14 protein-coding genes are annotated in these 16,331 nt (G+C 60.9%); 1 reads left to right on the top strand and 13 read right to left on the bottom strand.

Features of this window, described 5'->3' with window-relative positions; genetic code table 11:
* Positions 1 to 10 precede the first annotated feature (10 nt).
* The 12 genes from IAE77_RS12030 to IAE77_RS11975 all read right to left on the bottom strand — a co-directional run bounded on the left by IAE77_RS12030 (position 11) and on the right by IAE77_RS11975 (position 14,362).
* Positions 11 to 1,966: a cbb3-type cytochrome c oxidase subunit I gene (locus tag IAE77_RS12030; RefSeq protein ID WP_294226689.1), complete on the bottom strand. Its 1,956-nt coding sequence runs from the start codon at positions 1,964 to 1,966 to the stop codon at positions 11 to 13.
* A 29-nt stretch (positions 1,967 to 1,995) separates the two neighbouring features.
* Positions 1,996 to 2,745 carry a carboxypeptidase regulatory-like domain-containing protein gene (locus IAE77_RS12025; RefSeq protein WP_294226686.1) on the bottom strand — a complete coding sequence of 250 codons (750 nt, stop codon included), beginning with the start codon at positions 2,743 to 2,745 and terminating at the stop codon, positions 1,996 to 1,998.
* A gap of 72 nt (positions 2,746 to 2,817) precedes the next feature.
* On the bottom strand, positions 2,818 to 3,546 hold the full coding sequence (locus IAE77_RS12020; protein WP_294226683.1) for a cytochrome c: 729 nt from the start codon (positions 3,544 to 3,546) through the stop codon (positions 2,818 to 2,820).
* 32 nt (positions 3,547 to 3,578) lie between these two features.
* Complete coding sequence (locus tag IAE77_RS12015; RefSeq protein ID WP_294226680.1) at positions 3,579 to 4,265, bottom strand: cbb3-type cytochrome c oxidase subunit II; 687 nt, start codon at positions 4,263 to 4,265, stop codon at positions 3,579 to 3,581.
* Complete coding sequence (locus tag IAE77_RS12010; protein ID WP_294226678.1) at positions 4,262 to 5,743, bottom strand: cbb3-type cytochrome c oxidase subunit I; 1,482 nt, start codon at positions 5,741 to 5,743, stop codon at positions 4,262 to 4,264. Before IAE77_RS12010 ends, IAE77_RS12015 begins: the two co-directional genes overlap by 4 nt.
* Positions 5,744 to 5,746: 3 nt before the next feature.
* Complete coding sequence (locus IAE77_RS12005; RefSeq protein WP_294226676.1) at positions 5,747 to 6,148, bottom strand: hypothetical protein; 402 nt, start codon at positions 6,146 to 6,148, stop codon at positions 5,747 to 5,749.
* A 19-nt stretch (positions 6,149 to 6,167) separates the two neighbouring features.
* On the bottom strand, positions 6,168 to 7,481 hold the full coding sequence (locus IAE77_RS12000) for a hypothetical protein (protein ID WP_294226674.1): 1,314 nt from the start codon (positions 7,479 to 7,481) through the stop codon (positions 6,168 to 6,170).
* Positions 7,482 to 7,505: 24 nt separating this feature from the next.
* The gene (locus IAE77_RS11995) at positions 7,506 to 8,183 is read right to left on the bottom strand and encodes a cytochrome c (protein ID WP_294226672.1); all 678 of its coding nucleotides are present in this window, start codon (positions 8,181 to 8,183) and stop codon (positions 7,506 to 7,508) included.
* A 12-nt stretch (positions 8,184 to 8,195) separates the two neighbouring features.
* Entirely contained in the window at positions 8,196 to 8,795 is a 600-nt protein-coding gene (locus IAE77_RS11990) for a DUF3341 domain-containing protein (protein ID WP_294226670.1), read from the bottom strand.
* Between the two features lie 42 nt (positions 8,796 to 8,837).
* The gene (gene nrfD / locus IAE77_RS11985; RefSeq protein ID WP_294226668.1) at positions 8,838 to 10,301 is read right to left on the bottom strand and encodes an NrfD/PsrC family molybdoenzyme membrane anchor subunit; all 1,464 of its coding nucleotides are present in this window, start codon (positions 10,299 to 10,301) and stop codon (positions 8,838 to 8,840) included.
* A 9-nt stretch (positions 10,302 to 10,310) separates the two neighbouring features.
* On the bottom strand, positions 10,311 to 13,592 hold the full coding sequence (locus tag IAE77_RS11980; protein ID WP_294226665.1) for a TAT-variant-translocated molybdopterin oxidoreductase: 3,282 nt from the start codon (positions 13,590 to 13,592) through the stop codon (positions 10,311 to 10,313).
* Positions 13,593 to 13,615: 23 nt separating this feature from the next.
* Positions 13,616 to 14,362: a cytochrome c3 family protein gene (locus tag IAE77_RS11975; protein ID WP_294226663.1), complete on the bottom strand. Its 747-nt coding sequence runs from the start codon at positions 14,360 to 14,362 to the stop codon at positions 13,616 to 13,618.
* 695 nt (positions 14,363 to 15,057) lie between these two features.
* Between IAE77_RS11975 and IAE77_RS11970 the strand changes: the two genes are divergently transcribed.
* The gene (locus tag IAE77_RS11970) at positions 15,058 to 15,333 is read left to right on the top strand and encodes a PEP-CTERM sorting domain-containing protein (protein WP_294226660.1); all 276 of its coding nucleotides are present in this window, start codon (positions 15,058 to 15,060) and stop codon (positions 15,331 to 15,333) included.
* 448 nt (positions 15,334 to 15,781) lie between these two features.
* Here IAE77_RS11970 and IAE77_RS11965 read toward each other — a convergent pair whose 3' ends face one another.
* On the bottom strand, positions 15,782 to 16,018 hold the full coding sequence (locus IAE77_RS11965; RefSeq protein ID WP_294226657.1) for a hypothetical protein: 237 nt from the start codon (positions 16,016 to 16,018) through the stop codon (positions 15,782 to 15,784).
* Positions 16,019 to 16,331: the final 313 nt, after the last annotated feature.

Raw genomic sequence — 16,331 nt, 5'->3', positions numbered from 1 at the left:
CGCGGTGGGATCAATGATGCGCGTGCGCTTCGGACTTGGCGGGTGGCACCGGCTTGCCAGGCTCGGATTCCCACTGCGGGTAGAAGTCGGCGGGGTGACCCGGGACGCTGTACTCGTATGGTCCGCGGTGTGCATTGACGTCGAAGAGGAAGTTGCCGTGCGGCGGCGGTGTGGGGGTGGCCCACTCCAGCGTGGTGGCGTTCCATGGATTGTCGCTTTCGATCTTCTTGCCGCCTTTGATGCTGAACCAGAAGTTGATGATGAACGGGATCTGACCCAAGGCGAGGATGAAGGCCCCGAAGCTCATCACGATGTTGAGCGACAGCATGTTGTCCGGGATTTCGAGACCAAAGAAAGCGCCAATCTTGTGGGTCAGACTGGTCGTCCAATGGCTCATGGAGGCCGTGTTTTCGAAGTATTTGCCGCCGTCATACCAGCGGCGGTGGAAGCCGGCCATACCTTGGATGAACATCGGCGCGAAGAGCAGGTTCATGCCGATGAGCGAAGGCCAGAAGTGGAGCTTCCCGAGCTTGTCGCTCATGAAACGGCCGGTGATCTTCGGATACCAGTGATACACACCCGCGAACAGGGCAAAGATCGTTCCCGGAGCCACGACGTAGTGGAAGTGACCGATCACGTAGTAGGTGTCGTGCAGGGCGAGGTCGATGAAGGCGAAAGCCAGCGGCAGACCCGTCAGACCGCCGATGCCGAACATCGGCAGGAAGGCGGAGGCGAAGAGCATCTGCGTGTTGAAGCGGATGGAGCCGCCCCAAAGGGAGATCATGAGGCAGGTCAGCAAGATCACGGAAGGCACCGAGATGAGCACGGTGGTGATCTGGAAGTAGGTGGACATCATGGTGCCCATGCCGGTGAGGTACATGTGGTGAGCCCACACAAGGAAGCTGAGAAAGCCCAGCGTGAGCATCGAGTACACCATCGGCTTGTAGCCCCACAACGGACGGCGGGCGTTGCAGGGAATGACGTCGGTCAGGATGGCGAAGGCGGGAAGGATCAAGACATACACCTCAGGATGCGCCAGGAACCAGAACAGGTGCTGGTAGAGCAGCGGAGAGCCGCCACCGGAGATGTCCAGGTGCTTGCCACCTTCCATCAGGCCGGTCGGCAGGTAGAACGAGGAGCCGAAGACACGGTCGGAGAGCTGCAGGAGAGCGGCCACTTCGAGCGGCGGGAACGCCAGCAGCAGCAGGAAGGCGGTGACGAACATGGCCCAGGAGAAGGCGGGCATGCGCAGCCAGCTCATGCCTTTGGCGCGGAGGTTGATGACCGTGGCGATGACGTTGACGGAGCCGAGGAGCGAGGCGGAGATGTTGAACACCATCGCCATCAACCACCAGGTGTGACCGTGCTGCCAGACATTGGAGACACCGATCCCGGTGGTCGAGGCCAGCGGCGAATACATCGTCCAGCCGGTCTGCACCGGGCCGGTTCCGACGAAGAAGCTCCAGAACATCAGCACGCCGCTGACGAAGAACAGCCAGAAGCTCATCATGTTCAGCTTCGGGAAGGCCATGTCGATCGTGCCGATCTGCAGCGGCATGACGAAATTCACGAAACCGGCGAAACCAAGCGGCACAATGCCGAAGAACACCATGATCGTGCCGTGCATGGCACCGAGCATGTTGTAGAGCTCGCCATTGAGGGAGCCGTCGGGATTCAACCAGCGGCCGAACATGCTCTCAAACAGGTCCTTGATGATGGGGATCGAGCGGATCGCATCGACAGCCGGAACCGGCAGGTTCGGATAGGCGATGCTCCAGCGCATCAGCAGCATCAGGAAGAAGCCGAACAGCAGGAACAGCAGCCCGCTGACCGCATACTGCACGCCGATGACCTTGTGATCGGTGGACCAGACATATTTGCGCAGGAAGCCCGGCTCGTGGTGATCGTGCGCATGGTCATGCGCGTGATCGTGGGCGTGGTCATGGGTGGTGGCGGCGGCGCTCATGGAGAAAGATCAGGAATCCAGGTTGGGTTTCAGAGTTGGATGGCTTGCGCGAAGTCGAAGGTGAAGTCTGCGGTGGCCTTGCCATCGCGGACGGTGACGGTCTGTGACAACCGTTGCGGAAACTGCGGATGCCAAGCTTCGATGACATACTCACCATCATCGAGGGCCCGGTTGATGCCGAATCGGCCATCGGCGGCGGAAACGGCGGCGTGAACGCCTTCGTGCACGACAACCCAGGCGCTCATCCAACGATGTACGTCACATTCCAGCCGGTAGAGGCCGGGGGTGTTGAAAGTTTTGACGTTTTCGTCGCCGCGCGAGGGCTGGCCGAAGTTGTCGATGTTCTCCCCCTTCCCCGAAGTCCCGGATTGGTGACGGGCGACGCGGATGTTGTGGAAAGTCAGGTCGCTGTTGTGGAAGCGAACGGCCTGGCCAGGCTGGATCGCCACGGCATGCGGCACGAACTCGCAATTCGTCTGATCGATCAGCGGGGAACCGATGGCGTTGCTGGCCCGCTGACTGCCACGCACCGTGATCACGGCGTCGGCCAGGGCACCATCGGGGCCGACTTTCCACGCAGGGTCAATGATCTCACCGTGGCCGCTGCAAAACGGATTCCCACTTACATCGACCACTTTGCGCAGGGCGGTCGAATCGGCTCCTTTGAGCGTCACCTTGCCGCTGATGCTGGGCTTCTCGGCGATTTCGATGGCTGGGGCGAGATTTGCCTCTGCAACGGCCTCAGGCGCTTTGCCGCAACTCACGTTGGCGATCAGCATGACGGCTCCGAAGGCAGCCCAAGGTGCCTGGCGGGAGACGGCATGCTTCACACGGATCATCGAATGATAGAATTACTTGGCTGCGGGAGCAGGCGCTGCGGCTGCGGTGGCTCCAGGTCCGGCGGGAATGTCGCCAGGCACATTTTTCTCAGCGAAAGGCTCAAGGTCAGCCGCAGTCCACTGCGTGGCGCGTTTTTCCTCGTCACGCACTTTCTGCACCATCTCCTTGGTGACCATGGTGCCCTCGTTGCCCCAGGAATTGCGGACGAAGGTCAGCACGTTGGCCAGATCCTGGGAGGACATGGCCGCGCCGAAGGGCATCATGCCGCCGGGGGTGTTGAAGCCCGCGCCTTTGACAGTGATGGGGCCGGTCAGGCCATGCTGCACGACGCGGATGAGTCGCTCGGTGCCGCCATTCACCCACTCAGAGCCTGCGAGCGGCGGGAACTGGCCGGGAATTCCAGCGCCATTTCCCTGATGGCAGCCGCCGCAGACGGAGTAGCCGCTCGCGCCTTTTTTCATCGCCAGAGCGAATGGATCGAGCGCGTCACCGGCCGCACCACCACCTGGACGAGGGTCACCGCCAGTGCCTGCGACGGAGAACGGGTTGCTGACATCGAAGCTCCAGCCGCCGGTCATCTGACCGATCTGGCCGCCAGCCACGATGGCGACGAGCATGAGCAGGAAGATGGCCCAAAGGGGCGCAGGCTGGCTTTCGGGCGCAAGATCTTCCTTCTCACGCTTCACAGCGGCGTGCAGGCGGTCAAGATCGGTGCTGTCGGGATTTGCGGGGGCGCTCATTGGTGCGGAGAGCTAAGGGCAGGGGACAAAAGTTACTTGCTGGCCGGGGCGGGAGCAGCGGCGACGGCGGACTGGCCGGGGACGGGGTAGGCTTTCTTCAAGGAGAGAAGGTATTCGACGAGACGGTCGGCTTCAGGGGTCGGAACGACTTCGTATCCGGCAGGCGGGGCGAACTTCTTCGGCAGCTTCAGTGCCCGATTGGAAACCTGGCCCTGGATCTTCTGCACTTTGTAGAGGCCGGGGTAGGCCGGCATGTTGCTCCACTCATGCACAGAACGGGGAGCATAGAGGTGCTGATGGAGCGCATTGGCGTCCGGGGCACGCCAGCCGTAGTTGGCGAGGTCCGGACCGACACGCTGGACTCCGAGCAGGGCGTATTTCTCACCCAGGTAGTCGCGCAGGACATTCGGGCGCACAGGAGCCGACGGACGGGCTTCCTGATCTTCTCCCCAGCCTTTGTACCAGCCATCAAGTCCGAGCTGGACCGGGCGGATCATCTGCGTGTGGCACTGGTTGCAGCCTTCGCGGATGTAAACGAGCTGTCCCTGGCCGTTGATGTTGGCGGGCGGATACGAAGTGAAGTCCACGCCGTCCTTCTCCTTGTCATAGGCGATGGGGGCCAGATGCTGGTACTGCACCGTCGGAATGACGATGAGGCACAGCCAGGGCAGGCCGAAAGAGGCGGCAAGGCCAAGAATGAAAGTGCGGAAGTTCATCATGCGTGGGCGGGAAGAGCGTGTTCGTCATGCTCGCGGTGCAGCAGCGTCGGAGCGGTGCTGCGGCGGCCGAGACCGGCAACCATGAGCAGCAGGTGGAAAAGGAACATGAAGTTCGAGAAGCTGATCAAGGCCCAGGCCACCGCACGCGAGACGACGTAGGGGCGTGAGTTGATGACGTGGTTCATGAAAGACTGGTCCCAATGGCCCGGATCATTGAGATCGGCGCCCTGCTGCAAACCGGCGACCAGGCTCATGATGACAATGGTGCCCACGCCATAGACGGAGAACCAGAAGTGGTTGCGGATCAGGCGCACACTGAGCCATTCACAGCCGGAGAGGCGCGGCACGATGTAGTAGATCGCGCCGAAGACGCTCATGCTGAAGAAACCGTACACGCTCACCATCTGGAAGGAATACCAGGACTGCGTGAACTGGAGGCTGGCACCGGTCCAGAAGGCGGAGTTAAGCGCGAGAACGAGGCCGGAGATCGGGTAAAACAGGGCTCCAAAGAAGACGAAACGCAGCGTCGGGCTGGCAGCGACAGCGTTGTGCTTGCCGATGGTGGTCAGGTGGTGGTTGAGGCCGACAAGACCCACCGGAATGAGCAGAAGCACACCAGCACAGGCACCGACGGCCGACATCCAGGCGGGAAGGGGGCCGCCCATGTATTTCTGCATGCCCGTCCAGCCGCCAAGGACAGCCAGCGTCCAGAATCCGGCCGAAGCAAGCTGGGCGGAAGCGATGGGCTGGCCCGTGATCTTCGGAATGAAGTAATAGGCCGAGCCGACACCGACGGGGACGAAGAACAGCAGGATCACGCCGTGGATGTACCAGGCATCAATGCCAGCGCCGAGCGCTCCGAGGTTTGGCAGGCAGTGAAGCGTGACGTTTGCCGTGATGAAGATCCAAGTGAACCAGAAGCAGGCTCCCAGGATGTACCAGGTGCTGACCATGAAGCCTTCCGGACGGAACGCACGGCCAAACATGCGGGCGATCGGCCAGGCGAAGCACAGGAAGCAGACCAGCAGCACCGGCCAGACAAACTTCGGCATTTCCAGCCACTCGATGGAGGTGCTCTTGCCCATCAGGATGGCCAGGATGCCAATGGTGATGGTGATGTTCCAGAACACGCCGGCGGTGATCATCAGGCTCTTGCCGGTTTTGAGTTCCTGGCCGGAGCGGCGGGCCATGATCCAAAGCATCACGCCGAGGGCGGCCTGAAGGCCCCAGCCATAGACCAGCGCATTGATGTGAGCGGGCTGGAGGCGGCCGTACGTGATGTAGGGGCAACCGTCGAGGAAGCCCGGCTCCACCAGCTTGATCGCGGAGAGAACGCCGAGGATCGTGGAGAGCATGAGCCAGAAGGCTCCGTTCGTGAACAGGAACAGGACGGGGCCTTTCACCGACTTGTCGATCGCCGCACGGCGAAGGTTGTCGGCCTGAAGTTCCGTGTCAGGGGTGGAGGGATTGGTCTGCATGACTTACTTGGGCGGAGCGGGTGCGGCAGGGGCGGGTGCAGGAGCTGCGGGTGCAGCCGGAGCCGGGGCGGTCGCGGCGGCCGCAGCTTGTTTGAGCTGGGTGGGCGATCCTGGCACGACCTGGGTGCTGGCGGCCGGTTTTCTCACGCCGAGAGAGGAAAGCGCCTTTTGATACACAGCCTTCTGCTTGGCGGCGTCGGTCATGCCGATCTTCGCCAGATTCTCGTTCTGCGTCTTGGCGATCTCGGCCGTGTTGGCGGCACGTTCGGACGCACGCGGATCCTGGCCCAGCTTCGAATCGACACCGGACTGGATGAGAGTGAACAGCACGGCGAAGCCTGCGAAGGCTCCGAGCACCCACAGGAAGGTGGCGCCGGCTTTTTTGGATGGTTCGGGCTGCGACATGGAAATGAGGAGATGCGGGTCAGTTGACGACGTTCACGGACTCGATGAGGCGCGGATCACGCCACGGATAGAGGCTGTATTTGGCCAGGCCGCGCAGGTAGAGGAAGCCCATCGTGCCAAACACGGCACACAGGGCTGCGATGTCCTGCACCCAGGCTCCTGGAGCGAAAACTCCCAGGCCGAGCGACGGGCCGCGCTCTGGAATGACAATCCAGTAGATGTCCACAAGATGCATGAACAGGATCCAGATGCAGACCATGCTGACCACGACCGGATTCTTCTTCCGCGGCTGCGAGAGCAGCAGGAGGAACGGGCCGACGAAGTGACCGACGACGATGAAGATCGAAACTCCACGCCAGCCTTCCGTGTTACGGGTCAGGTAGAAGCGGGTTTCTTCCGTCACGTTGGCATACCAGATCAGGAAATACTGGGAGAAGGCGATGTAAGCCCAGAACACCGTGAAGGCGAAGAGCAGCTTGCCCATCAAGTGGTAGTGCTCGTCGGTGACGACCTTCTGCAGGTAGCCAAGGCTGCGCAGCCAGGTGATGACAAGGATGGAGAGCGCCATGGAGGCCCACGCACAGCCAGCGAAGATGTACACGCCCCACATGGTGGAGAACCAGGTGTAGTCCAGACCCACGAGCCAGTCGTAGGCGGCGAAGGTCACCGTGAGTGCGTAAAACAGCAGCACGATGCTGGAGAACTGACGCGCACGGACGGTGTGCTTGATGTCACCATCCTGATCCTGCTGCAGTGATTTGCCACGCAGGTAGCGGGCGATGCCCCAGAGGATGAGGAAGTAGGCAACGAAGCGGGTGTACCAGGAGAATCCCACTGGGTTCAGGTTCATGTAGCCGAACTTGGTGACCAGCACGTGAAGGTGTGGATTCGCCTCCGCCATGTGATGCAAGGCCTCTTTGACGGAGACATGGTCGTGGTGCGCGTGTTCCGCAGCCTCACGGTGATGATTCATCCACTCGTAAAGCGGCTTCTGCACGGCTGGAAGGAGCAGCGGCGAGGCGAAGATGGCCAGCGCCAGGATCATGTTCGCCAAGTTTTCCCAGATGCGGCGCACGGAGACGCCCCAGCCGGAATTCGACACGCTGTGAAGTAGGATCCAGAAGCAGCCACCCACCACGAAGGTGAAGGTGAAGAAGACCGCGAACAGCCAGGAGTAGGCGAAAGTGTCCGTGTTGTTGAAGAAGAACCAGGCGGAAGCGACGAGGCCCAGCAGGCCAAACAGCCCAAGCGCGCCGATGAGCTTGCCGCCCTTGGCCGGTTCGAATTTTTCTCCGCCCTGGGGCAGATCGTTGAAGGTGACGTGGTGACTCATGCCGTGATTCGCGTGATCGTGCCGTTACTGGAGGGTGGCGCCGGACTCTTTGGCGGCGAGTTGCAGGGCGCGGATGTAGGCCACGATGGCCCAACGATCGCGCACGGTGATGTTGCCGCCGTAGCTGCCCATGAGGCCCTTGCCGTTGGTGATGACATCAAAGATGGCACCATCCGCGCGGAAGGCGGCTGCGTTGGCCGGGTCGGTGTTGCCCGGCTGCTGGAAGTTGAAGGCGGTCAGGATGCCATACTTGGAGGTAACTCCCTTGCCGTTGCCGGAAGTGCCGTGACAGATCGCACAATGGATGTTGTAGCGTTGCTCACCGCGCTTCAGGAAGGCTTCGTTAAAGACCGACGCATCACTGGTGATCTCGACTGGGAGGCCGTCACCATAGAAATCACCCATCTTGCCGGTGTTGTAGTAGTCCAGGCCGTTGGTGAATCCAAAACGAGCGGGTTTCGCGCCATTCGCGGCTGCTTTGGCGGGAATCTCGAATCCCATCGGGACGGTGTTCTTCACTGGAAGACGCGCCCCACGGCCATCGGCGAAGAAATCGCTCGAGGCCTGATACTTGACTTTGGCCTGGTGGTCCATGTCGGGGAAGACTTCGATCGGCGGCAGTTCGGACTTGCTGCCACGGAAGCCGAACGCGCTCACGATGATCGCGCCGACGAAGATGTAACTGAGGAAGAAGTATTTCATGGTTCGCGCGGCTTAGATTTCGTCCTCCACGAGTTCGATGTTCTTGCCGCCAGCTTTTTCGAGCAGGGACTTGGTGCCTTCCTGGGAGAATTTGGGGTCGCGGGCCTCGATGCACACGAAGAAGCCGTCATCGGAGAACTTCGGAAAGTTCCTGGACGCGAACAGAGGGTGGTTCCAACGCGGGAGTCCGATCAAGGCGAGCAAACCGAACAGGGTGGTGAACGCGCTGAAGAGAATCGTCAGTTCGAACATCACCGGGAAAAACGCCGGCAGCGTCCAGATGTCGGTCGGTTTGGCCTGCACGACGGTCGGATAGGTTTCGACGATCTTTTGCAGGAAACCGAGGCCGATGTGGCTCCAGAAGTTCGTTTGTGTGATCGTTTCGAGCACGAAAGCGACGGTGGTGCCGGTGATGCCGCCGCAGAACACGAGGTAGGGCAGCCGGGAGCGCGGATTGCCCATGGCATCGTCCATGCCGTGGATCGGGAACGGGGAATGCACGTCCCAGCGGCTGTAACCTGCGTCACGCACCTGTTCGGCGGCGTGATACAGATCCTTCACGCTGTCGAATTCAGCGAGGTATCCGTGGACTCGTTTGAGGGTGGTGCTCACGATGATGAATTTGAAATTGAAAGTGAGTGATTTGAAATCCGGTCAGGCGGCAGCGGGTTTCGGGACGTGACGGTCGGCATAGTCCATGAGGTCCTCCTCCTGGATGCCGGGCTCGGCGTGGTCGTCGTGGTGCGGGTTCGACTGCGGCAGGACGCCCTTCACCTCACCGATGGCGATGACTGGCAGGAAGCGCAGGAACAACAGGAACAACATCATGAAGAAGCCGAAGGTGCCCAGGAAGGTGTACTTATCGACCCAGGTGGCCTCATACACGCGCCAGGAGCCTGGAATCATGTGGCGCTCCAGCGTGGTGGCGATGATGACGTAGCGCTCGAACCACATGCCGGCGTTCACGAACATGCAGACGATCATCACGATCCAGACGTTGTGACGGCACCAGCGGGACCAGAACAACTGCGGGGCGAACACGTTGCAGCCGAACATCCAGTAGTAGGCCCAGGTGGACGGACCGGTGAGACCGCGCAGGGTGAAGGCGGCGGCTTCATACGGGTTGCCAGAGTAGTAGGCCACGAACAACTCCATGCAGTAGGCGTAACCGACGATCGTGCCCGTGAGCAGGATGATCTTCGCCATGTTGTCCACGTGCTTGGGCGTGATGAGGTCATCCAGGCCGTAGATGCGGCGCACCGGGAGCATGAGGGTCAGCACCATCGCGAACCCACCAAAAATGGCACCTGCGACGAAGTAGGGCGGGAAGATCGTGGTGTGCCAGCCAGGAACGACGGAGGTGGCGAAGTCGAAGGACACGACGGAGTGCACGGAGAGCACCAGTGGCGTCGAGAGGGCGGCCAGCAGCATGTAGGCCGTCTCGTAGTGGCTCCAATGACGGTTTCCACCGCGCCAGCCGAGGGCGAACAGGCCGTAGAGGAACTTTTTCAGGCCCGGGCGGCAGCGATCACGCAGCGTGGCGAGATCGGGCACGAGACCGAGGAACCAGAACACGGCAGAGACGCTGAAGTAGGTCGAAACCGCGAACACGTCCCACAGCAGCGGCGATTTGAAGTTCTGCCAGATGGCATTGGCGTTCGGAATCGGGGCCAGGAACCACACCATCCACACACGACCGACGTGGAAGGCCGGGAAGAGACCGGCGCACATCACGGCGAAGATCGTCATGGCTTCCGCGGCGCGGTTCACCGACGTGCGCCATTTCTGACGGGTGAGGAAGAGAATGGCGGAGATCAGCGTGCCGGCGTGGCCGATACCGATCCAGAAGACGAAGTTCGTGATGTCCCAAGCCCATGCGACCGGCTGCTTCTGACCCCAGACACCGACGCCGGTGGAGATGAGGTAGGCGAAGCAGAACACCATCAGGCCGGTGAGCAGCACGGAAGGGACCATCAGGATCCACCAAAGCGTGGGCTGCTTGTTCTCGACGATGCCGCAGATGCGGTTCGTGATCCAGGAGTACGAGCGGTTGTTCAGGACCAGCGGCTCGCGTTCGAGGATGCGCGGTGTGTTAGAGGCTGTGGCGGAAGCGTCCATGTGTCCGGATTAGAATTGGTTTTTGCTCCACACGGCGATGTTTTCCGCGCCGGGCATTTTCGGGTTCGGATTGCGCAGGCGGGCGAGGTAGCTGGTGCGCGGGCGGGTGCCGATGTATTTGAGCACCTGGTAGTCACGCGGGGAGGCCTTGGCTTTGACCACGGCGGACTTCTTGTCAGCCAGGTCGCCGAAGATGATGGCATCAGCCGGACAGGACTGCTGGCAGGCGGTTTTGACGCTGTCAGTGGGCACGCGGAAGTTCTTCGAGTCACGCTGCACCTGTTTCTGCAGGATCTTGGCGCTTTCGAGACGCTGCACGCAGTAGGTGCACTTCTCGATGACACCACGCATGCGGACGGTGACGTTCGGATTGCGCTGCAGGCGGAGGCTTTCGTCCTCCCTCTTCTCGCCGAGCGGGCCGGCGTAAAGATTGTTCATCGTGATGCCAGCGACCTTGGTCTCGATCAGCGGGTTGCGCTTGTTGTAGTCGAACCAGTTGAAGCGACGGGCGGTGTAAGGGCAGTTGTTCGCGCAGTAGCGCGTGCCGATGCAGCGGTTGTAGGCCATGGCGTTCAAGCCATCGGGCGTGTGAACGGTGGCGTTCACCGGGCAGACCGTTTCGCACGGGGCGGCCTCGCACTGCTGGCAGGCCATCGGCTGGGTGACCATCTCGGCGTTTTCAAGCTGCTCGGGCGTCGGATTGTCCTCGGCCCAGGTGCTTTCCTGTTCGACTTCGTTCTTGCCCCACTTCGGGACGGCGAAGTAGCGATCCATGCGGATCCACTGCATGAGACGGCCTTTGCGCACCTGATCCTTGCCGACGACAGGGATGTTGTTCTCGCTCTGGCAGGCGACGACGCAAGCGGTGCAGCCGATGCACTTGCTGAGATCGATGACCATGCCCCACTGGTGCTGGGTCTTGTAGTCGAAGCCTTCGTCGTGAGGATCGTTGTAGTCCTTCTTCTCTCCGACCTGGCCTTTGTAGAAGGAGATGTTCTCCGGGATGTGGGAGTCCATCCCCGTCTTCTGGGCGAAGTGGACGTCCTTGTTGAAGGTGTCGAGCGTGCCCTCGCGATACACCGCGCGGCCTTCCATCGTGTTCTGGTCCTGCGTGATCGCAAGTTCCGCGACTGTGCTGAGCGCTTCGACCTTCGCACCGTTCAAAACGAACACGTCAGGCTGTTTGCGCAGCACATAGGCATCCACACCGCGGTCGCTGCCGACGACGCCGATGTCTTTCTGGCCGTAACCAAGCGTGAGAGTGATCGAGTTCGTCGCATGGCCCGGTGCTTCGATCGCAGGGATCTCGACGCTGGTGTCACCGACGGTGATTTTGACGAGCTGGCCTTCCTTGAGGCCCAGGCGGCGGAACGTGATGGAGCCAACCCAGGCGGCATTTTCCCAAGTAAGCTTCGTCACCGGATCGGGCGCTTCCTGGAGCCAGGCGTTGTTCACGTAGCGACCATCGAACACGCTGGAACTCGGCACGAGCACCACTTCGACCGCATCATCACTCGGAGCAGCGGCAGGTTTGGCCTTGGCCACGATTCCAGCCACCGCAGCGACGTTCGGGGTAGCCGTGGCCTTGGCGAAGGCGGAACCCTTGAGGAACCCGTCGCGCAAAGTGAAATTCCACTTCGATTCATCGAGCCCGCCCGCCACTGCGGCAAAGGTGTCGCGCACGGCCACATAAGCGGCGTCTTCGGCGGGAGCTGCCGGCGCAGCACCAGCGGCCGCAGGGGTTGCGACTTCCGCCGGACCGAGCTTTTTGCGACCCAGGAGGGCCAGCAGCACTTCCAGACGGCTCGCTCCATCATACAGCGGAGCGATCATCGGCTGGACAATCGAGTAGGTGCCGTCCGCAGCACGCGCATCGCTCCAGGCTTCGAGATAATGAGCGGCCGGAAGATGAAGCGCAGCCTCACGCGCCGTGGCGTTCTTCAGCAGGCTGGCGTGGATCACCTTCACGCCTTTGTCGGCGACGAGCTTGGCAAACGCTCCGGCATCCGGAGCGTCGTAGAACAGGTCCGAAGGCGTCAGGGACACCAGCGTCTTGAGCTGACCGGCGGAAATCGCGCTTTGCAGGTCCGCAAACGTGCCCAACTCGGGTCCGGCCGCGTCTTGAAGCAGTTCGATGGTCGAACCGTAAGCTCCCAGAGCATTGTTGATCGAGGCGACCAGCGCATGCACTTCCGCGCCGTAGCGGGAACCAGCGACAACGAGCGATTTGCCCTTGTTGTCGATCAAATCGCGAATGGCAGGCGCGATCCACTCTTTGAGACCTGCAGGAGCCGTGTCGGCAAGCGCCTTGGCGGAGGCGTCTCCCAGCTCGGAGGCGATCAAAGCTGCAGCCGCCGGGATAAGGCTCGCGGGCAGGGCTTTGCGATGATCCGCCATGCCGCCGGTGATCGTGTAACGGTTTTCGAGCACGTAGAGGCGGTTCATGTCCGCCGCCTTGGCATCCTTCGCACGATGTTTGGTGAAAGCGGCGATTGGTTCGCCCGAGACGGGGTCCACGCCGAGGAAATCGCAGTCCAGTGACAGGATGCGCATGGCGGAGCCGAGCTTCACGAAGGGCTTCACGCCCGCGCCGAAGATCTCCTTGTTCGCAGAAGAGCGGCCTTCACCACCCACTGCGTCATAGGCGAACAGCTTCACCTGCGGAAAAGTCGTCTTCAATTCGCCGAGGATGCGAAGATAGCTGGGGCAGAGCGACGAGCCTGTGACGATGCCAAGGCTGGCGCCGCCGGTCTTTTTCGCCTCTTCCGCAGCTCCAGCGATCAGTTCATTCGCCTTCGCCCAGGAAAGTTCCTTGCCCTTGCCAAGCGGCTTCTGCGAGCGCTCAGGATCATAAAGGTCCAGCACCGAGGCCTGCGCGAAGCTGTCAACGCCCCCACCAAGCGGGTGCAGCGGATTGCCCGTCACGTGAGTCGGACGGCCTTCATGCGTCGTCACCACCAGAGGCGTCGCACCAGCGGCACCACGCGGCATTGTCGTGGCATAGAGGAGAGGCTTGCCCGGCACCATCCACTCGATGTGCTGGGTGTAAGGCAGGATGGTGGTCAGCGGACGGCGGCAGCTCGCGAGGCCCATCAGACCCACGCTGGCTCCCATGATTTTCAAAAAGTCACGGCGGCCGTTCTCACGCTCTTCTTCGGACAGAGTGTCACCGGCCGGGAACTCCTGGCCCAGATCCTTGAGGAAATTCTCACGACGCTCCAGCTCGGAGACACTGCGCCAGTAGCGCTTGGCGTTCTGCGGCTCCTCGGGATGCTTCCAAATGCGTTTCATGTGTCAGGAAAGGGGGCGCGGGTTTAGCGATGGCAGGCGGTGCAGGATTCCGGCGGCTGAATCTGCCAGTGCTTCTTCAATTGCGTGCCCACTTCCGTCTGGGTCACTTCCTTGCCGTAAGTCTTCTCAGCAAGGGCGATGAGCTGTCCGAGGTCATCCGCCTTGGCACCTTCGCCACCAATCACGTTCGCGATGTCCTTCGCCGCCACCTTTTTGTCGAGCAGTCCCTGGTAGAAATCAGCGCGTTTCAGATCTCCCGCCTTGTAATTGAGATTCGTCACAAACTCGAGCGGCCGCAGATTTTTCTCAGGCTCGCGATGGCAGTCGAGGCACCAGCCCATCGACTGTGGCTGGTCATGCCGCACCACTTCCATCTCGTTGATCTTGCCGTGGCAGGACACGCACGAGATGCCCCGGTTCAAGTGGGCGCTGTGATTGAAGTAAACATAGTCCGGCGCCTTGTGGACTTTGACCCACGGGATGGACTGGCCGGACTCGTTCGCCTTCTGCACCAGCTCCAGCTTCGGAGAAGCGGCGCGGATGCCGCCTTTGCCCTGGCCATGGCAGTTGAAGCAGGTCTGATTCGTCGGAACGTTCGAATGACCGGAATTTTCCGCGAAGCTATGGCAGTAACGGCAGTCAAGTGCGAGCTGCCCGGCATGAATCTGATGCGAGAACGGCACCGGCTGCGTCGGTTCGTAGCCCACACGGGTGTATTTCGGTGTGAAGTAATAGGCGACGCCGACACTCACGCCGAAGGCAATGAACACGACGGCAATGGCCAGCTTGAGAGGAAGCCAGTTGGACCAGCGCGGAAAAAAGTTACCCATAGAAAAGAGCGTCGGATGAGCTTGTGAAAAATTTCACAAGGTAGGTCAGAATAGAAAGCCAAAAGCAGCTTTCAACAGGCATGTTATTTTTTTTGAACTTTTGTGCGCCTCGCTTGTGCTGTTGCGATTCCGTCGCAAAAAATTGCCCGTGGCGGCGCTGTCCTGCAGTCCCAGGCTTTAAGGCTTGTGTTGCGCGAATGGTCCAGGTTAAAACCGCCTCTGTCATTTCTAAATGCCATGAAGCAGTTTCCTCTCTTCACTCTGGTCCTGGTGTTGTGCGCTGCCTTTGGCACTCTCTCGCCTTTACGAGCCGCGACGCTCTTCAGCAATCTCGGTCAGACCGATGACGGCGATCAATGGCATGAGCAGCACCTCCCACGTCGAGGCATCGGAGTTTCAGACGGGAGCCCTCGCCAGCACCATCACCGCATTGACCGCACGCGTGTACAACGGCGACGCCGCATCCCACACCTTTGCGGCTTACCTTTACGCCGACAGCGGATCGAATACACCGGGCACCCTGCTCGCCACATTTATGGCTGTGGACAACTTGATCGGCGGGTGTCTTCTCCAAGGATATCACGTTCAGCCACCCAGGCATCAGTCTGGCCGCCGACACCAGGTACTGGATCGCCTTGGCCGGCCTCGAGAACGCCTCTTCGAGTTCCTACGCGTGGCGCGACACCGCCTCGGACGCGGAAGATGCGGGCAGCCTCTTCACGAATGGCTCTCCACCGCTGCGCGCGCTGAGCGTGGACGGTACATCCAACTGGGACTTCACCCGCAACGGAAACAGTATTTTCGCCCTCGAAGGTACCGTCGCACCTGAGCCATCCCGTGCGCTGCTGCTCATGGCAGGGCTCGCGGGCGTCCTCAGCGTCCGCCGCCGGTGTCCTCGTGACAAGCGTTAAAGCTTGCCGGTGAGTCCCGCACGCGTCATACCTTCCTCGCCTTATCCTGGCCCTCTTTTGGCTCCGAAGCTCGGCCATTTGAACAACGACAGCTTACCAGGAGTCGCTACCTCACACGCTGCTCACCACGGAGAATCGTCCGAGCATTGCCCCCACTGTCGTTCCTCATCCCGCTCGAAGCACCACCGCGCGCTTTAATAATCGCCATCCTGCCAGGTGGGCGCGGTGACCCGAGCTGGTGGGAGCGCCTCATGTCCGGCCCGCAGAACGATGCCGATACCTATGCGTCCCATGTTCTCCTACCTCTTCTGGGCATCATCATCGGAGCCCTGGTGCTTCGTCGTCTGTTTATGAACTGACGGAACCCACTGCGGCATGGTCGTCGCGACGGATGTGTTCCCTCGTCCGGGACCGACGGACCGGGACCAGAAGCCAAGGTCTTCATTCTTCAAACAATGCCCCGAGAAATCTCCCCAGGCATCGGGCGGTCCTCAATGCCGAGCGCTTGTTCGATCTGCTGTTCCATGTACAGCACTTGATCCAGCGTCAGAGAGCCGGTGGCGAGCAGTTTCGATGCGGTTCCGTTCGTGCTGGCCACCCACAGCTCAAAGTACTCGATGCTGCCGTTCTTCGTTTCCACGACGCGGGACCGGCTGAAGCACTGGTCCACCTCGCAGCAGGGCATGCACCGTGTGCCCCACCACGGGAGAGGGCCATGGCAAACAGCCACCACACCGTTGCGGATGCGAACCCAGCTACGATTGACCAAGTAGGCGAAGCTATAATATGCGGAGCCGAGGGCAACGAGCCTGACGACATGCGCCAGCATGACATCACCTGACTCTGACAGCGACCGGCCCGAAGCGTCTGGTGCGTACAACAGAATCAACGCCACGGCTGTCGCCAGAAATCCAATCAGGCCATTCTTCGACAGCCAGCGATGCGTGATGAGGAGACCGCCATCTTCATGTGAAACTCCAATCCCAGGAGGCATCGGC

The organism is Prosthecobacter sp., assembly GCF_014879935.1.
In the GTDB taxonomy this organism is placed as follows: Bacteria; Verrucomicrobiota; Verrucomicrobiia; order Verrucomicrobiales; family Verrucomicrobiaceae; genus Prosthecobacter.
The sequence above is the reverse complement of the archived record's forward strand: the minus strand, read 5'-3'. Positions and strand labels throughout refer to the sequence as shown.

Excerpts from the sequence above, each read along its gene's own strand:
- IAE77_RS12030 (WP_294226689.1), bottom strand. The coding sequence starts at position 1,966 with ATGAGCGCCGCCGCCACCACCCATGACCACGCCCACGATCACGCGCAT.
- IAE77_RS12025 (WP_294226686.1), bottom strand. The coding sequence starts at position 2,745 with ATGCTGATCGCCAACGTGAGTTGCGGCAAAGCGCCTGAGGCCGTTGCA.
- IAE77_RS12020 (WP_294226683.1), bottom strand. The coding sequence starts at position 3,546 with ATGAGCGCCCCCGCAAATCCCGACAGCACCGATCTTGACCGCCTGCAC.
- IAE77_RS12015 (WP_294226680.1), bottom strand. The coding sequence starts at position 4,265 with ATGATGAACTTCCGCACTTTCATTCTTGGCCTTGCCGCCTCTTTCGGC.
- IAE77_RS12010 (WP_294226678.1), bottom strand. The coding sequence starts at position 5,743 with ATGCAGACCAATCCCTCCACCCCTGACACGGAACTTCAGGCCGACAAC.
- IAE77_RS12005 (WP_294226676.1), bottom strand. The coding sequence starts at position 6,148 with ATGTCGCAGCCCGAACCATCCAAAAAAGCCGGCGCCACCTTCCTGTGG.
- IAE77_RS12000 (WP_294226674.1), bottom strand. The coding sequence starts at position 7,481 with ATGAGTCACCACGTCACCTTCAACGATCTGCCCCAGGGCGGAGAAAAA.
- IAE77_RS11995 (WP_294226672.1), bottom strand. The coding sequence starts at position 8,183 with ATGAAATACTTCTTCCTCAGTTACATCTTCGTCGGCGCGATCATCGTG.
- nrfD (WP_294226668.1), bottom strand. The coding sequence starts at position 10,301 with ATGGACGCTTCCGCCACAGCCTCTAACACACCGCGCATCCTCGAACGC.
- IAE77_RS11980 (WP_294226665.1), bottom strand. The coding sequence starts at position 13,592 with ATGAAACGCATTTGGAAGCATCCCGAGGAGCCGCAGAACGCCAAGCGC.
- IAE77_RS11965 (WP_294226657.1), bottom strand. The coding sequence starts at position 16,018 with ATGCCCTGCTGCGAGGTGGACCAGTGCTTCAGCCGGTCCCGCGTCGTG.